The sequence below is a fragment of the Leptospira haakeii genome (assembly GCF_002812045.1).
Lineage (GTDB): Bacteria > Spirochaetota > Leptospiria > Leptospirales > Leptospiraceae > Leptospira_B > Leptospira_B haakeii.
The window spans coordinates 1-17961 of the sequence record NZ_NPEG01000024.1; the positions used below are offsets into that span (position 1 = coordinate 1).

Consider the following 17961-nt stretch of genomic DNA (forward strand, 5'->3'; position numbering starts at 1 on the left):
CATCACCATGAAACAATCTCAGCTAATAAAAAATTTTAATTTCTCATTCGCAGTTATATTTGTTGTTAAAGAACTTTGTTTCTTCCCTAAACTTGCAGCTTGAAGGGCAAATGCCGTTCTACCCGAAAGTTTCGGTTACTGACCTAAAAACGGCCAGAAGACCAAAATACAAAAACGACCCGGCCAGTCAAACTGTTTTTATAGAAATTTTGCAAATCTATCCTTTCTAAATTTTGAAATTAGCGATTTTAATGTGACATAAGTCGGACTAAAATTCATAGGAATTTCAGCATTTTCGCTCCCTTGGGGACATAGATTTAGTTCATTATAATACTCTAATGTTGCTACAGATCGGTCTCAACGAATAAAACCAAGACAGTCAAAATTACAACTAAAATGGGCATACATTTAACCAAGCGACACTCTATCGAAAGACTCAGAATCTTAACGGCCGAAGATCAATTAAACAAATATAATATTCTATTTACAATTCGGAATGAGCTCAAACAGTCTCAATTCAGTTTTACCCCATTTAGGCGAGCCAGCATCAACAGGATATAAAGAACGCAAACATCGATCCATTCGCTCGTCAAAATATCCTCCCTTTTTTCGATATGCATCGTTCTTCAGCATTTCTTCATAATCGATTAAGTAATCGATATTATTTGATTTTAAATAATCGAATAAGGTATTATTTTTTATGTAAGGAAAAACATCATCATTCGCCAACCCATCGATATTAATCACAGTTATTTTTGAAAAATAACTAATAATACCTGCATTCCATGCAGCAACCTTAGTGAACTTCTTATCTTTTAGAAAAAGCCCTGCATGCAACATTCCAATTTGATGCGGCCATCTAATGCTGAGAAATTTTGTTCTGCCTACATAAAGGTAAGCAAAGAGCACTAAAAATGCCGGAATCAATACTCTTTTTCTAAAGAAAAAAACACCAAGTGCAGCGAGTGTGATTCCAGTCGGTACAATAAGATTGGATGAATACCAAACATGCATTCCATGAGAATTAAATCGATAGAAGAAAATGTATCCAATCACCGTAAAAAAACAAGAGAAAGCCAAAATTAAAGATGGATAATAATTAGATCGGTTCTTCGATTTAACGAACTTACGCCAAGAATATACTACTAAAACAGGAAATGATAATAATAAGGCAATTTGTGTCCACTTACCCAACGTTGCAAAGAAAGGAAGAAAAATAGAACCAATCAAACCAATTACCGGCAAAACGGAATGCCCCTCAAGAGCTGACCAATACAATTTTACCTGAGCACTCCCTTGAGAGAAATGGCCCGATATAAAGAAATTTTGTAATAAAATAATAAAAACACCAATAATTGCCCCGGCTAGTAAAATTGCGCTTCGTTTCAAACTTTTGCTTTTAAAGCGAAGAGAACTGATCAAAAAGGCAGAAAACAGAACCCCTGGCAATAGTCCGAAATCAGACCTAGATAAAGATCCGAATACGCCCAACAGAAAAAGCCAAATTGTATCAGTGAAGGATAGATCCTTATCCTGCGTAGAAAAATATAGCGAAGACGCTGAGAAAAACAAAACAAGCCAGGACTCCATCATTGCAGTACTCTGCATAATCGCTGTAAAAGTAAAAAATGGGGCCACAGCTAACATAATAGAACTTTTACCAAAAAAATTCTCAGCAACGCGTGCGGTAAAATAGGCGGATAACCCTATAAAAACGGAAGCAAGCCCACCTATTATCAAAAATAAATTTCTCCAATCGACTTCGCCAGCAATCGAGTATATAAAAACTAAAATATATCCGTATAAAAAATGAAACCCTGTAGTAACCGAAATCCCATCAAAAGTCCAAATGCCTTCGAAAGCGCGGTGCCTTGCCATCTGAATATAATAGAAAGCATCATCGGGAATCACTCCAATCAATGCAGCATCGGATGAGTTGTAAAAATATAGAACACGAAAAATCATTCCAACGAATACAAAAAATCCTGCGGCAATCGGCGCCCATCCAGACAAAGGAATATTCACTATGCAGTCCCCATCGAAATAGAATTATCAAACAATATTTTCCAGATCGAACCTTCATGTCAAATTACTATATCCTAAAAGCCTTAAAAGTATCCTTATCTCCGAATACTTAGAATAATTTTTGGAAGCCACCATGTCGGCCTCTTTGATAATTAGTATGCGAACTCAAATAAAACGCAAATTTACCCCTTCTTATAGTAGTCAGATCAAATCCAACTTGCTTAAGCTTCTTTAAAATTCACTGAAAATGTCTTGTGAGTGAAAGTAAAGGGGCTATCTTGACCAAAACTCGAAATGAAACTTCGTCGTTCTCTTAATCTTTACGATTCCATTTCTCTCATGTTCAGCTCTATGGTGGGGCCGGGGATTTTTATTACTACCGGCTATATACTGACCCAAACTGCCAATCCGAATTGGGCACTTCTTTGTTGGATCCTGGGCGGACTACTGGCAATCGCCGGTGCGATGAGTTATGCGAAATCGGCAAGTATCTTTCCGTATGCAGGAGGAGATTACGTTTATCTAAAGGAGGCCTACTCTCCTATCGTTGCATTCTCCAGTGGCTGGCTTTCTTTGTCTGTGAATTTTTCTGCATCCATCTCCCTTTCTGCAATTGCTTTCTCTAAATCGTTTTTGACCTTATTCAATCCCAGTTGGGACATTTATTTCTTAGAGTCCAAGTTTTTAGGGATCACATTTTCGTTAGGTGTAGCTCAAATCATAGGGATTTCCACGATCTTATTTTTCACAATTGTGAACTTTTTCGGCATCGGATTCGCTTCTCGTATTCAGAATTTTTTTACTACTTTCAAAATTATAGGCTTAGTTGCTTTTGTAACCTTAGGATTTACTATAGGAAATTATAATATTCAAAATTTTGAACCCTTCTCCCTGATTCCTTCCGATCTCCATGGGTGGAACCTTTTGCTTGCAGGAGCAATCCCGGTCACCTTTTCCTATTTGGGCTGGAATATGATCACTTACGTAGCAGAAGAAGTAAAAGATCCAGAGAAGAATATTTACAAAGCAGTGATCGTTTCCTGTATCTTAGTGACTCTTCTTTATGTTCTGATCAATTTTCTATATTTGAGTTCTGCTCCTTTTCAATTTTTAGCGGGAGACGAGAAGATTGGAGTAACTGCTTCTGGATTTTTATTCGGAAAAGGTGTGACCATTCTGATCACTGCGTTTATTTGTTGGGTATTTCTAGGAGGAATTTCCGCCTATATCATCGGTGGTTCCAGGATCTATTTTGCGATGGCAAGAGACGGATTTTTCTTCCCGAGTATGGCCAAATTACATTCTAAATATCATAGCCCTTATAAATCTTTGATCTTTCAGTTTTTGTATGCTTGCCTTTTTTGTTTCGTGAAAGAGATTGAATCACTTTTATATCTGATTACATGCTCCACTTTATTGCTCGCAACGATCACTGCTTATACTCCGGTTATTTTTGAAAAAAGACATCTAAAGAATGAATTTAAGATCCCGGGCTATCCGTATTCTACTTATCTATACATACTTTCTAATATTCTAATTATTGCAACATTGCTCTATAATAAGAGTGCAGAAGCTCTCTGGGGTTTTGGATTCACCTTATTCTCAGTTCCGTTGTATTACTATTTCAAATTTTCCAAAAAATCTCATCCGATCCCGATTACTACTATTTCCGAACCGGAATTGGAAGCTGGTGGCTTAAGTTTACTTCCTGAAAACGAACCTGTTCCGGTAGGAAGCGGAGATCCCGCTTAAGTTTCTGCCTTGGAACTTTCACCCAAAAATAAACTTAAGCTCCATAGATATTTGGGGATTATTTCCTTAAGTTTCCTTTTTTCTCGTCCGTTTATCATCCTATTCCAATTTCCTGATATTCAAAATTTCGAATACTTCTCGGCATATATAGGAAGGATAGGTGCTATCTTTGGGGTTTTGGCATTCATCAGTGGAGGAGGTTTAGGTAAATATCTAGATGAGAAAAAATCGAGAGTTGCAGAAATCCATACAATCATAATGCTCGCAGGTCTGACCATGCAAGTCCCTGTTCTTGCAGAAGTGGAAATTCTTCTAGTCCCGAACCTGATCTCTTATCTAGGATGTGGGTTCCTGATCTGGGGTTGGATCCTGGGCAGAAGAGTTTTTATAAACAGAAAAAGAATCCTTCCATTTTAAACTTTTCGAGCAAAGTTAAATTTCAAGACAGACTCAAGAATTCGAAAGTATATTCTTCCGGAAAGAATATGCAAATTGAGAGATATCTCCTTCTTTCCAACGATTTTTATCGTAGTTTATATTGATTGCCATTCTGTTTTCATAAGTAGTCACCGTAGTGAAAACTGTTTGGGTTAAAGCGGGATGTACCGTAAAAGAAAGTTCTTTTACCTTTATTTCATCTGATGCCAAAACAGGAATAATTCCTACGTTGCTCAACAAACTGGCTTGAGGATTTCGATTCATCAGCAATTGGAAAAGTTTTAGCCCATCTTCTTTTTCCAAAAATTGCTCAGAAGGAGGAAGTAGTTCGTAAAATGCTCTGCCTTCTCTTCTTCCGATACGAGCCCTTACATCGTTCATAATCGTTTTTGCTTTTGTATCAAAAGAATCTCTAATATTCACAGGAGTGGTGAATAGGGAAATATAAAGTCCTAATGCAGAATCTGGCACAGGATGACTCAAATGAGGTCTTAAGTCCGCAGGAGTAGATAGATATAATACTCCTTCTTGGCCTCTGTCAAAAAAATCTGCGAGTGCGGTTACTTGAGAAGCGCCTAAGATCCCATGAAAGGAAATCTTTTTTTGTTTAGAAGTTTTTAGAAGAGATTCAACGTCTTCTTCTTCCAAATAAAAACTAATGATCTCCGGATCTTGTTCTTCTTTTTTGCGAGAAAATTGAGGAATTGTCAGAGGTTTTTCAGGCTTAGGTCCACCTTTATATAGTTCTTCTGCCGGATATAATTCCATTAAGGAAGAATATTCCGAATCTTCCTCGATTTCATCCGCTTCTCCTGTACTTGCTCTGAGTACATCTAAAAGAAATCTGCAACCTGATCTTCCGTCTCCAATACTATGATGAAAGATAACACCGATCGCAAACTTAGAATTTCCGGAATTATAAAATATAGTTCTGATTAAAGGAGAATCTCCTAATTCAAAAAGTCGGATTGTTTCCTTAGCCAACTTAGATTTCCAATCAGGAGAATAGAAATCTTTTTGGATCGGGATTTTTTTGTCTGAAGTTGCAAAGTATAAATGAGAATCTTGTCCGGCTTGTTTTAAGATCTGAACCTTAGCTAACGCATGTTTGTTTTGGATAAGGTCCAGAGCTTTGCGTAAACTTTCTTCTGAAAAAGAACCCTCTCCTTCTGCCATTACACAGAAGTTCATAGAGGAGGCACGGTCATATAACCAGAAATTTGCCTCCGCTTGGTCTAAGGATCGAATGAATTGACCTTGGGGTTTTTCAGATTCTTTTAAATTTTGCATGCCATTTCCGACTTTAAAGTACTAGGCCGGAATCGCAATACCATCCATTGCTTCTTTTTGGTAACGATTCGCCCTTGTCATACTTTCAAAGTCGTTAAAACGAATTCCATATTTTTTTAAGAATGGTTTTACTTTAGGTGCGACTGCTTGTCTTAGATAGAACGGCTGTGTTACCACAAAATGATGGATACCATGTGTGGCTCCAAAATTAAAGCAGAACAAATGTAAAGGTAATATCCACCAAGAATCCAATACTTGGGTCTGCTGGTACAAACTCTTCACATCTCCGTAATAATGCATGTTAGAAGATACGATCTGTATGGCGGATTGTCTGAGCCAACAAGGGATCAGATACACTACTGCTGCAGTATTTAAGAAATTATGAATATAAGCCGTCGTTCCTGTCTCTTGTATAGGGCTCCCCAATGACCAATTGATCAAAGAAATCATCCCCCAGATCAAGAATGAATACCAAAGAAGAAGATATACTAACCGATAAGGTCCCTTGATCGGTTTCGCTTTTATTTTTGCAAGATATCGGATTGCGTCCTTTCTGATCTTAGGTCCTTGCAATACGACTGCCATGATCGGATCTATCATTACGAGTATCCGTCTGATCCCCCAAGGCATTCCGTTACTGATAAATCTTTCTTCTATATCTTCTATATTTCCTGAAAGTTTATGATGAAGAAGATGGATCTCTTTTCTAAACCAAGGGTTGACCGTATTTGCTCTGAATAGCCAGACCATCCAGAATAGAAAATTCTGCATCTTAGGATTTTCTTTAAAATAAATACTGTGGATTAAGTCATGCTCCATCTCATGCAGAAACGAAGCAAAAATCCCGTTCCCTATAATACAAACCCAGAATGGAATAATATTCATTATATACAAACTTCCGAGTACGATCATTCCGAAAGCGGAACCAATAGTGATTCCAAATCCGATCGCGTCTTGGTGTTTTAAAAAAGAGAAACGTTTTCTGAGTTTAGAATCCGAACGGCGGATCCATTTGATGATACGTTTTGTTTTTTCTTTTTCGGTAAATCTATCCGAAATGTTTTTTCGCTCGAGAGCTAAGAGGCTCATATCCACTCCGATTTAACTGATGGAAGGAATTATAACCAATATTTCAGATCCGTCGTTCCATTCTATAAACCGAAACCGTAGGAGCGGTTTCAATTGATAGGATGGGACCGTTAGTTAAGGATTTTTCTCCCTGTATTCTGATGGAGGAACTCCCACTTCTTTCTGGAATGCCCTGTGAAAGGAGGTTTTGCTCCTAAATCCCACCTCATAGGCAATATCCAGGACAGAAGACTCTTTGTTTTTTGTTAGCAGCTCGCAAGCCTCCCGGATCCGATACTCGTTCACAAACGCGGAAAAATTTTTGCCCATTTCTTGGTTGATCAGCTCCGAAAGTTGGTGAGAAGAAAGTCCTAACTCATCCGCAAGACTTGCTAAACTCAAGTCCTCGTCTTTGTATATTTTTTCGACTTCCATCTCTTTTAATAAATTTTCCTTGAGTGTTATGATATCCATTCCCTGGAGTAAGGAGCGGGAATATTTTTGGAAGGTAACTCTCGCCACTTCTTGCAGATTTTGGAAATAAGCAGGGTATCTTCTACCAATCAAATACGAAACGCAAAGACTCAAACCCATCATGGAGGCACTGACTAACAAAAAAAGTGGATTCTTATCTATTAGAAAAAATGCACCTACTGAATGGTTTGCGATTGTGGCAAGAATGATATAAAGAAGAACTCTCGCAGTCCACTCTTCTTTCAAAACATTCGGTTTAAATAATATTCTGCTCCCTCTTAACAACCCGGCAATGTAGGTACCAAGTATAAGCAATGGGATCAGAAAAACCAGATCGGATATGCTTCTTGTTTCGGAGAATATTAGAATACCTTTTGTAATCGAATCAGAGTTCGGTACAAAACTTAGAAAATAAAAAACCCAGATGATTCCAGGTAAAATAGAATGTTTTGGACTTAATCCAAGTGTAGATTTTTCGAATTCTGAATTTTGAATGATCTTATGGATTCCATATAGAATGGGACCTATGGAACCCAAGACAGGAACATGAAGAAGTACAACTCGAGGAAAGGAAGAAGAAAGCCCGAATACATAAAATAAACAGGTACCTTGTAATAAACCTAAACATACGAACAATAAAGAAAGTAAACGATTGAGAGCCGTTTTTCTTTCTAAGATATTCTGCCCAATACATAATAAGGCCCCGAGATAAGTTCCGAAGATCGCAAAAGAAACTAAAATCCAGAAAACCGGAGACTGAGAAAATTGCTCCGGAAGATAAATCGGAAGATTGGACATCCAAGGCTTTATCCACTATCCATCGGAGTTGTCAACCTTCTGTAAGGTCCCAATTTTGATTGGGAAACGAAATTAGTTTCTCTTAAAAAGCAAAGAAGTTCGACATCAAATTCAGAAAAACAAAAGACATAGAATCCAAAGAGTAGACTATATGGTCTACTTGCTGTGGAGGATTTTATGAAATCGTATACTTATATCCAAATTGAAAAGAAAGGTCCCGTATTCTGTATCGCACTCAATCGTCCGGATGCCAGAAATGCGATGAACACACAAATGATCATGGAGTTAAGTGATGCTCTTACTGTTTACGAAGATGACCCGAGCTCCAGATGTGCAGTTCTTTATGCGAATGGTCTTCATTTTACTTTCGGCTTGGAATTAGAAGATGTTGCAAAATCCATCATTGATCAAGGTAGAAATTTTTTCCAAAAAGGGAATATCAACCCTTGGGATACAGGAGGAACAGGCAGAGTTCGTAAAAAACCTTTGATCACAGCGGTCCATGGGTTTTGCCTAACTTTAGGAATTGAATTGATGCTTGCTTCCGACATCGCACTCGCAGCGGAGAAAACCGTATTTGCTCAAATGGAAGTACAAAGAGGAATTTTGCCATTCGGTGGAGCTACGATCAGATTTGTAAGAGCTTCCGGTTGGGGTAACGCGATGAAATATATTCTGACCGGGGATACTTTCGATGCTCCCGAAGCATATCGGATCGGGATTGTACAAGAAGTTCTACCTAAAAAGGAACTATTAATAAGAGCAATAGAACTAGCTGAAAAAATTTCCGCTCAGGCTCCAAAGGCAATTGATGCAGTTCTGGCAAACGCAAGAAAGGCTATCGAGGTGGGAGATTTAGAGGCAATAGATGATTTAGTTCCATTGGTAACTGATTGTTTAAAATCGGAAGATGGCCAAGAAGGGATCCGTTCCTTACTGGAAAAAAGAACCGCTGTTTTCAAAGGGAAATAGTATTTTAACTTTTTCGAATATACTATTTTAGCCTATATCCATATTTAGTTTGCATTCCTAACAAACGATATTCGGATTCGGGGAATTCTACTTGCCTTCGCGTATGTTTCTTCGAGTTTAGCAAGATCCGAGGGATCATAAATGGATTTTAGCCTAAGTTCCGATGAACAAGAGTTCACAGAATCATTTCGTAATTTTTGCAAAAAGGAGATCCATCCTTTTGCGGAAGAAGCGGATAAAACAAAGGAACTTCCCAGATCCCATTATCTCAAACTAGGAGAAGCTGGCTACTTAGGCCTTTTGCATGAAGAGGAATTCGGCGGGCAAGGTGCAGGAGTTTTCTTGAGCACCTTGGCGATGGAGATCATTTCCGAATCTTGCGGTTCTACTTTTTTCAGCGCGGGAGCTTCTGCCGGCTTATTCGGACTTCCTATCAAACATTTCGGCACCCCGGAACAAAAGAAAAAATATCTGCCCGATATTATCTCCGGTAAAACAATCGGCTCCTTAGGAGTTACGGAACCTGACGGAGGTTCCGACGTTTCAGGGCTTTCTTCTCTTGCTAAAAAATCAGGAAAGGATCGTTATCTTCTTTCCGGTCAAAAAACTTTCATCACAAATGCGCCTAATGCAGACTATTGTTTGGTTCTTGCAAGAACTCAGGACGAAACCGGAAAAGAAAAAGGACTCACTCATTTTATAGTAGATCTGAATTCCAAAGGTATCTCCAGATCTGCAGCAATGGATAAGATGGGGTTAAAGGCATCTCCTACCGGTGCATTATTCTTCGAAGATGTAGAAGTTCCGGAAGAGAATATTTTAGGCAAATTGGGAAAAGGTTTTAGACAAACCATGCAGACTTTCAATGCAGAAAGACTTTCTTTAGCCGCTTATTCATTGGGAGTCATGAAGGCCTGTTTGGATGAGTCGAAATCCTTCTCTGCTTCTCGCAAAAGTTTCGGTAAATCGATTTATCAACACCAGGGTGTTGCATTCATGCTCGCGGAAATTTATTCCAAATACGAGGCCGCCAAATGGCTCACCTATAATACCGCCTGGGAAATGGAAAAAATAGAATCGGAAGGAAAAGGTTCCATGTCTCTTTCCGGAAAATGTGCTGCATGTAAATTATTCGCAACCACTGCAGCGAGAGAAGTTACAAATCTTGCAGTACAAATTCATGGCGGTGCGGGATATATGGATGAATACAAAGTTTCTCGTTTATATAGAGATACTCGCTTGGGAGAGATAGGCGGAGGAACTAGCGAGATCCAGAAATTGATCATCTCCGGAAGTATCATGAAGGAAAATTAATTTGTCTGAATTTCGAATTAATTTTGATATTATAGGTTAGAATCGAAATCAGAGGTTCACCATTGATTCTTGCCCATACTTTACAAATACGCCCGGAAATCTTTGCATACTTATATATAATATTCAAAATTCCTATTAACTTCTGGATCGCTGGCTATTATAAAAAGTATTATGAAAGTAAAAAAGAGAATCGAACGCTTCAATCCGTAATTCTTTCTATTTTCGATTTCAGCTTTTTTATTATATTATCATTTTTGCTAAATCATTCGAACGAATACGAAATAGGCGTAACAGCTCTTTCGTATTTTTTGATCAAAATAATTTCATTATCAATTTCCGTATTTCTGTTAAATCCAAGCGAATCTATAGATAAGAAGAGCGGATTAGACAGGGCCTCCTCCATTGTTATAGGCCTTTTAGCTTCCACTGCAGGAGATATGATCATCTCAGTGCCTGCATTTACAGCAGCATTCTTATATTCAATTTCATAAAATAAAGACCTTTAATAATTATAAAAATACAATATACGACAAGATCAATATCCTTCTTCGGAAAGTGAATGCAATTTGATTGGATCTACGATCTCGATCCGATTTCGGGAACTAATAACCAATCCTTCCTTCTTTAGATTACGAAGCTCCCTGACGATTACTTCCCGAACGGTTCCTATCGAGTCTGCCAAATTCTGCTGAGAAAGACTGACGGATAAATAAGGAGGTTTTTCGCCGCTGATTGCATTCAACAGTAAATGTTTTGCGAGTCTTTGTTTAACACTAGTAAAACTCGCTCCGTACAATTCGCGTAAAGCAGCGTACACCCTGCTTGCACATTCTTCCGCAAATAACCAAGCAAGATCATTGGATTTTTTTCCGTATGTTCTTAGATCGGAAAAGGATAAAGCCAGTATTTCCGAGTCAGTCAAGGCCTGTACAAAAGTCTCTTCCGGTTCCCCTACTTTAGGGTCAGGCGTTAGAGCTCCTACAATTCCCATCATATCTCCTTGTTTCGCATATCGAACAGTGAGTTGCCTTCCGGATTCCGCAAATAAATACATTCTGAAAAACCCAGAAACGACTAACCCGGCGTATTCAGGATCGGATTCATTTCTCTGTACGATCTGACCCGCTTTCAATTTTACAAGAATCCCGCGCTCCAAAAGAGGAAGGTATACTTCCTTGTTCAAAGTCGAAAAAATACTCAACTCGATTGCTCTCGAAACTTGTTTTGAAAATTTCATAGGTTTTTCGGATTTTTTCTTAATCAATGGAACAAAAGTCCCAGGCGATCTTTGAACTTACATGTATCTTAAAACCTATAAGTTCTGAAATCCATTATTTCCGAACAATAGAGGTTTCTCATGCAATATCGAAGTTCAAAGTTCTTTGGAAAGATTTTACTTTTTATTCTCCTTATCCCTTGCGTTGACTGCTTTTTAGGGGCTCCCATGAAAAAGGAGGTTCGAGTTTGGGGAGAAGAATCACAAACGACGAGAAAATTCAAGTCTTGGGAAGAAGTTTTCTCAAATCCCAGCCGTTTAGAGGTAACAGCTATTCTAACCGGATATGTCTTAACTGGCCCGTCTATTTTAATCGACGCTGAAAATCCTAAAACTCCTGAAAATGATAAGAAAGACCAATGGGTACCTTCTCTTAGTTATCTAGTTAAACATCCGAAAAAAGGGTATTTCCTTTTAGATTCAGGAGTACCTACCGTGGACTCTAATAATCGTTGCGATTTCAGTTTAATCGGTCCTCTTTTTAATATAGAATGTCGGTCTGAAAAAGGGAAAGATTTAGCGAGCCAGTTAGATACATTAAAGATTCCGAATGTAGATTTGAATTTTGTCTTAGCTTCCCATCTACACTGGGATCATATAGGTGGAATGGAAGCGCTCAGAAAAAGAGGCCCCATTAAAATGCTTATTAGCGAAGAGGAAGCAAAAGACGCGAGTAGTCTTTTTTCCGTATTTCACGGATATTCATCCAAGGCACTTTCATTCGATTTCGACGTTTCTTTTCTTCCTCGGGATAAATTTTTTGAAATGCCGATATTAGGTTCGGTTTATGACCTTTATGGGGACGGTTCTACCTGGATCATTTCTGCCGAAGGACATACAAAAGGAGAGATAGCAATTCTGCTAAATGCAGCAAGCGGTCCTTTATTATTTACTTTCGATGCATCACATCTAAAATCTGGATTCGATAACGAGATCACTCCGGGAGCAACGGTCGATAAAAATAAGAGTATGGAAATCATTCGTAAGATGAATGCTTTTTCCAAAAAATTTCCGAAAGTGAAAGTGATCTACGGGCATGAACCAACACAATGGAAAGGAGATCCGATCGTTAGTTTAGCGAAATAATCTAAGTATCACAAAATTCAGATCATTAGGGAGAAGAAGACTGATTTGCTTCTTTTCCCAATTTTTCTTCCAGATATTTATTAATCTCAGGATCGTTATCTTCTATTAATTGCCAGAAAGAAAATCCTCGGATCTTATACTTATCCAATATTTTCATTTTCTTTTCGAAAGCTGTTCTGTTCATATAGAATGCTACTCGATCACAACCGCCCATTCTATACCAGAGGGAAGGATCTGAATACACATGACCTTGGTGTCTGTATAAATAAGGCCTGAGATAGGTCCAATCTGCGGCCTTTGGTTGGGTTTTAAAAATTTCTAATACATCCGTAGGCTCTTCTTTCCTTGGAGCCATTTTATCCCTAATCCATTTTGCCCTGGAATAATAAACCGATTTTGTCTCAGCTTGGCAATGTAATGCCCAATCGTATCCGTAAGTTGGGATCGCCATATACAGTTTTTCGTTCGGGATACGAGCAACCGCATACTCCAAAATTTTATCAATCCACCAATCGGGTGCTTGGGGTCCGGGCCCGGGAAAACCTTGTTTACGAGGATGTAGTTCATAGGCCATAATTTTGACCTTATCCGCAACCTTCCCTAAGAACTCATAATCATGAGTCAACTGTCCTCTGTAAGCCTCATAAAAATCCACTTGGATGGGAGACTTTAGACCTTTGCAAGGATACACGGAAGGTTTTTCTGCAACCGTCTTAGGATGAATTGCTACTGATAAAATTTTTCCTTTTTTATGCAGCTCATCTCGCAGAAGTATTAGAAATTCCTGAAATACTTCTTTTTTCTCACAGGTCATTCCTTCGTAATCTATATCTATCCCATCATATCCGTAAGTATCTATCTCTTTAAGAATATTTTGGATATGAAGATCTCTGACTTTGGTGTTTCCGTTCAGGCCAATTACATCCGAAACTTTTTCGAAATCATTTTCCCATCGAAAGATCGTAGGAATGATCAATGTGCGCGGAGACATGAGCCTAAGCCAACGAATCCTCTCGTCTATTTCGTCCTTTTTCCAAACAGAAAGTATACGCCCTGTATTGCTACGACCACCTTCCAGATTATACAAAAACGGATGGATCTCATCATAGAGATGAACATATTTCATCATCGCATAAAAATCTTGGGACCAAGTGGAAGCTAATAAGCGACCTTCCGGAGCTGTATGAGGTACAACTTTTTGGGAGTCCTTAGGTCGCTCAAAAAAACAAGCCGCCAAAACCGTCGAAAATGCTAAAATAAGGATAGGGAAAAATAACTGAGCAATAATACGTTTCAAGGTTTCCGAGGTTTTTACAAATAGAAACGATGACAAGTCGGAAAACAAACCCAGAAAGAAGGCACTTCTAAAGATGGAATACAAAAAAGATTTCAGTCCACTACAGCTCAATCTAGGTATCCAGTATTCCGAGATCGCGCCTTGCACTGCACTCATTTCTTGTATCGCATACTATTGGGAGTTTAGTTCCGAATTATCTATACCAAGCCAATACCAAGTAGTTCCAGATGCTTGTGTAGATCTAATAATTAAAATAAACAAAAAAAAAAAAATCTTAATTTCACTCTCCCCGACTTCTTTGGAAAATTTTCCGATCCAACCCGGCGATCGTTGGTTCGGGATACGATTTTTACCTTCTGGAATCCGTAGATTTTTCAAAATGGATCTGGGAGAAATAAAAGCTCAGACCTCTCCCTTTCTGGAAATATTCCCAAGGGAAGCTAAGGAGTTAGAAGAAAAATTAAGAATTTCTAATTCTTTTTTTAATCGGATCAAAACCTGTGATCTTTATTTTTCGGAACTTTTAAAGAAGAAGGAACTGGAAACCGACCCGAGGGTCCAAACTTCCCTGCAAGAAATATATTCAGATTTTCAAAAGCCTACGGAAAAATTAGGATTTCAAATTTCTTCCAGACATCTCAGAAGATTATTTTCAGAGAATATTGGACTTTCTCCAAAGGAATTCGCAAAGGTCCTGAGATTCCAAGCTGCTCTTAGACATTGGAAAGAAAACGGCCAGTTAGATATCGGAGAAGGTTTTTATGACCAAAGCCATTTTATCAAGGACTGGAAGAAGTTCACAGGCCTTACACCTTCTTCTTTGCGTAAATTCCGCTAATATTTTGTCCGATTTTTACAATTCAAATCTTTCATTTCAGGCTAAATTCCAAGTCATAGGAGAAACTTATGAAATTAAACCCAGGAATAGTCACAAGTAAACTAAAAGAGACCAAGGAATTCTATATAGGCAAATTAGGATTTCAGATCGTTTTTGAGAATGATTGGTATATTCTTCTTTCTACCCCGAACGGAAAACAGGAAATTTCATTCTTACTTCCGAATCTTCCGAGCCAACATCCTGCATTTCAAAAAGAATATGCAGGATTTGGAATGTATCTCACTATTGAGACCGAAGATGTGGATTCTCTTTATTTTGAACTGAAAAAGAAAAACTTATCTATTCTTTTAGAGTTAAAAGAAGAAGAATGGGGGGACAGACATTTTGTTGTCTCTGATCCGAATGGGATCGGTATAGATTTTGTGAAATATACGGCGCCAGTGAACGCTTAGATAGACATTCCGTTTTTCTTGAGTATATCCAAGGCGGTTTGTCTTAAGATCGGATGGACCACAAAATCTTCCGGATCCGGAGCTTTTCTTTCGGGTTCGGGAGTTTTGAACTTATCAGGTCCAATCCATTGAGAAAGTGCCCATAACATTCTTTGGAAAATTTCGTCTATCCTTCTCTGATAACCCGCCTTTTTATAATAACCGTAGGCGAGTATAGGGAGCTTTTTCTCGAACATGAAATGGTCTCCTAAACGAATCAGCCCGTCCTTGTATTCTGTTTTTAGAAAACATTCCCTGGCTTTTCGGATATCACCTTCATTAAAGGCCTGATTTCCTTGGCGGATCAGTTCCATTCTTTCTTTAGGATCCATATATTTACTGTCGGCCGATTTTCGAATTTCGCAAGGCTTTTTAGCTCCTTCTTCCCTTCTGAAAACGGAAACAAAACAAAAAATCTTGTATAGTAGCCGAGTTCCCTATCATTTGTCTTTGTATGAGTACTTTAAAAGCGGGGTCTAAGGCCCCTAGTTTTACGACCCTGAACCAAAACGGGGAAAAGGTCTCTCTCAAGGATCTGGCCGGAAAAAAAGGTTTGGTATTATATTTTTATCCTAAGGACCAAACCCCAGGTTGCACTACCGAGGCCTGTGATTTCAGGGACAATTTTGCGAGACTAAAAAAAGAAGGTTATAACGTAGTAGGCGTCTCTAAAGACTCAGTGAAATCCCACCAGAAATTTATAGAAAAACAAGAACTCAATTTTACTCTTCTTTCAGATGAGGATGGAAGTATCTGCGAGGCTTACGGAGTCTGGCAGTTGAAAAAATTTATGGGAAGAGAATTTATGGGAATTCTCAGAACCACATTCCTGATCGGAACAGATCTGAAAATTTTAAAAGTTTATCCGAAAGTAAGCGTGAAGGGTCACGTAGATGAGATACTCGGAGATATCAAGGCGTTGGGCAAATGAAGATAGAAAAATCAAAAATCAATTATAGCATCGGGAAGAACACTTCCAAAAATATTTACAAAGTAATCCCAGTTACAAAAGACAATCTTCCTAAAGAATTAGAGACCAAATTTTCAGACCAGATCCGCTCCGGAATATTCGGTGGAGAATCCGGACAAAGTTTTATAGATGAGTCTGAAAGAATTATCTACCTGGGTCTGGGGAACTCCAACAAAGTTAGCATTCGTTCCGTAGCTCAGATTTTCTTAAGTATCGGAGAAAAACTGCGTAAATGGGATTCAGTGGGATTAGAGATCAAACTCACCAGGTTTTTGACCAAAACACTTTCCCCTTCTTCCTTAGTTTACCAGATCGCAAATTCAATCGATTTAGGCGCATTTCCAATCAATGTTCTTACCAAAGATTTTAAAGACAAAAAACTAAAATTCGGAAATGTAAGTTTTGTATTAGAAGATCCTAATGCAGAAAAATCCGCAAAAGTAGGTTTGGATAAATCCAGAGCGGTAAGTAAATATGTGAACGGTGCCAGATATATCTCCCACCTTCCTGCAAATCATTTTACCCCGGAAGAATTTGTTTCTCGGTCCAAAGAGATCGCGAAAGAGGCAGGATTAAAGATCACTGTGATGGATGAACCCCAACTTAAAAAAGAAAAGATGGGCGGAATTCTTGCAGTATCCCAAGGTTCGGACAAAAAACCTAAGATGATTGTTTTGGAATATAACCCTCCTAAGGCAAAATCCAAAAAGAAATTAGCTCTGATCGGAAAAGGTCTTACATTCGATTCAGGCGGGATCAGTATCAAACCTGCACAAGATATGCATGAAATGAAATATGATATGTGTGGAGCCGCTGCGGTGATCCATGCAATCGGTGCCATTGCTGAATTAGGTATCTCTGTTCCTGTAATTGCAGCTATCGGAGTTGCGGAGAATATGCCGGATGCTGCCGCTTTGAAACCTGGAGACGTTTACACTGCTCATAATGGCCTCACTGTCGAAGTCCAAAACACTGATGCAGAAGGCCGTCTTGTATTAGGGGATGTTCTTTCTTATATTGGAAAAAAATACAAACCGGACTATATGGTCGATCTGGCCACTTTAACAGGCGCGATCATCATTTCATTGGGCCATGAGGCAGCCGGGGTTATGAGTAATTCTGATAAATTACGCGGACTTTTGGATGAGGCCTCTGCTTCTTCCGATGAGAGGACCTGGAATCTGCCTTTATGGGAAGAATACGGCGAAGATCTAAAAAGCGATATAGCTGATTTACGTAATATTGCAGGACGTCCGGGGGGAAGCCTTTCTGCAGCGAAATACCTGGAACGTTTTGTGGATTCAGGAATTGACTGGGCACATATTGATATCGCAGGAACTGCTTGGAGAAAGAAAGCATCCGGAACTCAGATTGGAAACGGACCAAGTGGATACGGTGTAAGACTGCTTGTAGACCTGGCCGAAAAATTAGAAAAAAACCGGGGAGTTTAATCCCCGGCAACCTTCGATCCGCACCAAAGGAAGACTGATCGGTTTTACCGTTCTGGGGTTATCAGTCTTCCTCTTCTATATTTATATTTCCGAATACCGCAAACGAAGGTACGGTATATTGTTTTAAGTAAGTAAAATCCGATTGTTTCGTATAAAGATTGGATTCATCTATAGAACCGGGTGGCATAGAAGTATCATACAATGCTTGTGCGGCATGCATTTCCGTTCTACTAGGTTCGAATACGTTTCCAGTCAACATCGGGAACATCAGATCTTTAGGATCTTGAGAATGTTGTAATCCGAGGCAATGTCCTACCTCGTGGGCAACAGTTGCAATTATATATTCTTTTGCATCAATAGTGCTTCCTTCCATTCTCATTGCGTCTGCGGTAGCCTTGATCCTATCTTTAAAAATAAAAAT

18 protein-coding genes are annotated in these 17961 nt (G+C 38.8%); 10 read left to right on the forward strand and 8 right to left on the reverse strand.

Annotation, left to right across the window (positions count from 1 at the left end):
* Positions 1-480 precede the first annotated feature (480 nt).
* Positions 481-2025, reverse strand: coding sequence for a glycosyltransferase family protein (locus CH377_RS19140; RefSeq protein ID WP_100725336.1), 1545 nt, complete (start codon positions 2023-2025; stop codon positions 481-483).
* A 294-nt stretch (positions 2026-2319) separates the two neighbouring features.
* Here CH377_RS19140 and CH377_RS19145 point away from each other — a divergent pair, with 294 nt between their 5' ends.
* Both CH377_RS19145 and CH377_RS19150 read left to right on the forward strand, forming a co-directional pair.
* Positions 2320-3777: an APC family permease gene (locus CH377_RS19145; protein ID WP_100725337.1), complete on the forward strand. Its 1458-nt coding sequence runs from the start codon at positions 2320-2322 to the stop codon at positions 3775-3777.
* Between the two features lie 9 nt (positions 3778-3786).
* Positions 3787-4194, forward strand: a complete 408-nt coding sequence (locus tag CH377_RS19150) for a hypothetical protein (RefSeq protein ID WP_100725338.1) — start codon at positions 3787-3789, stop codon at positions 4192-4194.
* 33 nt (positions 4195-4227) lie between these two features.
* On the opposite strand, the gene CH377_RS19155 is transcribed toward CH377_RS19150, so the two are convergent.
* From CH377_RS19155 to CH377_RS19165, 3 genes are all read right to left on the reverse strand, one after another.
* Positions 4228-5505, reverse strand: a complete 1278-nt coding sequence (locus tag CH377_RS19155; RefSeq protein WP_100725339.1) for a phthiocerol/phthiodiolone dimycocerosyl transferase family protein — start codon at positions 5503-5505, stop codon at positions 4228-4230.
* A 21-nt stretch (positions 5506-5526) separates the two neighbouring features.
* Complete coding sequence (locus CH377_RS19160) at positions 5527-6594, reverse strand: fatty acid desaturase (protein WP_100725340.1); 1068 nt, start codon at positions 6592-6594, stop codon at positions 5527-5529.
* Positions 6595-6708: 114 nt separating this feature from the next.
* Entirely contained in the window at positions 6709-7845 is a 1137-nt protein-coding gene (locus CH377_RS19165) for a helix-turn-helix domain-containing protein (RefSeq protein WP_100725341.1), read from the reverse strand.
* A 177-nt stretch (positions 7846-8022) separates the two neighbouring features.
* Here CH377_RS19165 and CH377_RS19170 point away from each other — a divergent pair, with 177 nt between their 5' ends.
* From CH377_RS19170 to CH377_RS19180, 3 genes are all read left to right on the forward strand, one after another.
* On the forward strand, positions 8023-8817 hold the full coding sequence (locus CH377_RS19170; protein WP_100725342.1) for a crotonase/enoyl-CoA hydratase family protein: 795 nt from the start codon (positions 8023-8025) through the stop codon (positions 8815-8817).
* A gap of 141 nt (positions 8818-8958) precedes the next feature.
* A complete protein-coding gene (locus CH377_RS19175; RefSeq protein WP_100725343.1) occupies positions 8959-10131 on the forward strand; it encodes an acyl-CoA dehydrogenase family protein in 1173 nt (390 codons plus the stop codon).
* A 62-nt stretch (positions 10132-10193) separates the two neighbouring features.
* Positions 10194-10622 carry a hypothetical protein gene (locus CH377_RS19180; RefSeq protein ID WP_100725344.1) on the forward strand — a complete coding sequence of 143 codons (429 nt, stop codon included), beginning with the start codon at positions 10194-10196 and terminating at the stop codon, positions 10620-10622.
* Positions 10623-10666: 44 nt separating this feature from the next.
* Here the strand turns inward: CH377_RS19180 and CH377_RS19185 are convergent, their stop codons facing one another.
* The gene (locus tag CH377_RS19185; RefSeq protein ID WP_100725345.1) at positions 10667-11368 is read right to left on the reverse strand and encodes a Crp/Fnr family transcriptional regulator; all 702 of its coding nucleotides are present in this window, start codon (positions 11366-11368) and stop codon (positions 10667-10669) included.
* Between the two features lie 207 nt (positions 11369-11575).
* On the opposite strand from CH377_RS19185, the gene CH377_RS19190 reads away from it, so the two are divergent.
* Positions 11576-12493 carry an MBL fold metallo-hydrolase gene (locus tag CH377_RS19190; RefSeq protein ID WP_243402112.1) on the forward strand — a complete coding sequence of 306 codons (918 nt, stop codon included), beginning with the start codon at positions 11576-11578 and terminating at the stop codon, positions 12491-12493.
* Between the two features lie 25 nt (positions 12494-12518).
* On the opposite strand, the gene CH377_RS19195 is transcribed toward CH377_RS19190, so the two are convergent.
* Positions 12519-13622: a glycosyl hydrolase family 18 protein gene (locus CH377_RS19195; RefSeq protein ID WP_423789947.1), complete on the reverse strand. Its 1104-nt coding sequence runs from the start codon at positions 13620-13622 to the stop codon at positions 12519-12521.
* A 241-nt stretch (positions 13623-13863) separates the two neighbouring features.
* On the opposite strand from CH377_RS19195, the gene CH377_RS19200 reads away from it, so the two are divergent.
* Positions 13864-14628 carry a helix-turn-helix domain-containing protein gene (locus CH377_RS19200; RefSeq protein WP_100725347.1) on the forward strand — a complete coding sequence of 255 codons (765 nt, stop codon included), beginning with the start codon at positions 13864-13866 and terminating at the stop codon, positions 14626-14628.
* 68 nt (positions 14629-14696) lie between these two features.
* Complete coding sequence (locus tag CH377_RS19205) at positions 14697-15080, forward strand: VOC family protein (RefSeq protein ID WP_100725348.1); 384 nt, start codon at positions 14697-14699, stop codon at positions 15078-15080.
* On the opposite strand, the gene CH377_RS19210 is transcribed toward CH377_RS19205, so the two are convergent.
* Positions 15077-15451, reverse strand: coding sequence for a hypothetical protein (locus tag CH377_RS19210; protein ID WP_100725349.1), 375 nt, complete (start codon positions 15449-15451; stop codon positions 15077-15079). The two genes, CH377_RS19205 and CH377_RS19210, sit on opposite strands and share 4 nt — an antisense overlap.
* Before the next feature lie 122 nt (positions 15452-15573).
* Between CH377_RS19210 and bcp the strand changes: the two genes are divergently transcribed.
* Both bcp and CH377_RS19220 read left to right on the forward strand, forming a co-directional pair.
* Complete coding sequence (gene bcp, locus CH377_RS19215; protein WP_100725350.1) at positions 15574-16050, forward strand: thioredoxin-dependent thiol peroxidase; 477 nt, start codon at positions 15574-15576, stop codon at positions 16048-16050.
* On the forward strand, positions 16047-17540 hold the full coding sequence (locus tag CH377_RS19220; RefSeq protein ID WP_100725351.1) for a leucyl aminopeptidase: 1494 nt from the start codon (positions 16047-16049) through the stop codon (positions 17538-17540). Before bcp ends, CH377_RS19220 begins: the two co-directional genes overlap by 4 nt.
* A gap of 61 nt (positions 17541-17601) precedes the next feature.
* Here the strand turns inward: CH377_RS19220 and CH377_RS19225 are convergent.
* On the reverse strand, positions 17602-17961 hold a 360-nt coding region (locus tag CH377_RS19225), incomplete at its 5' end, for a matrixin family metalloprotease (RefSeq protein ID WP_125172191.1).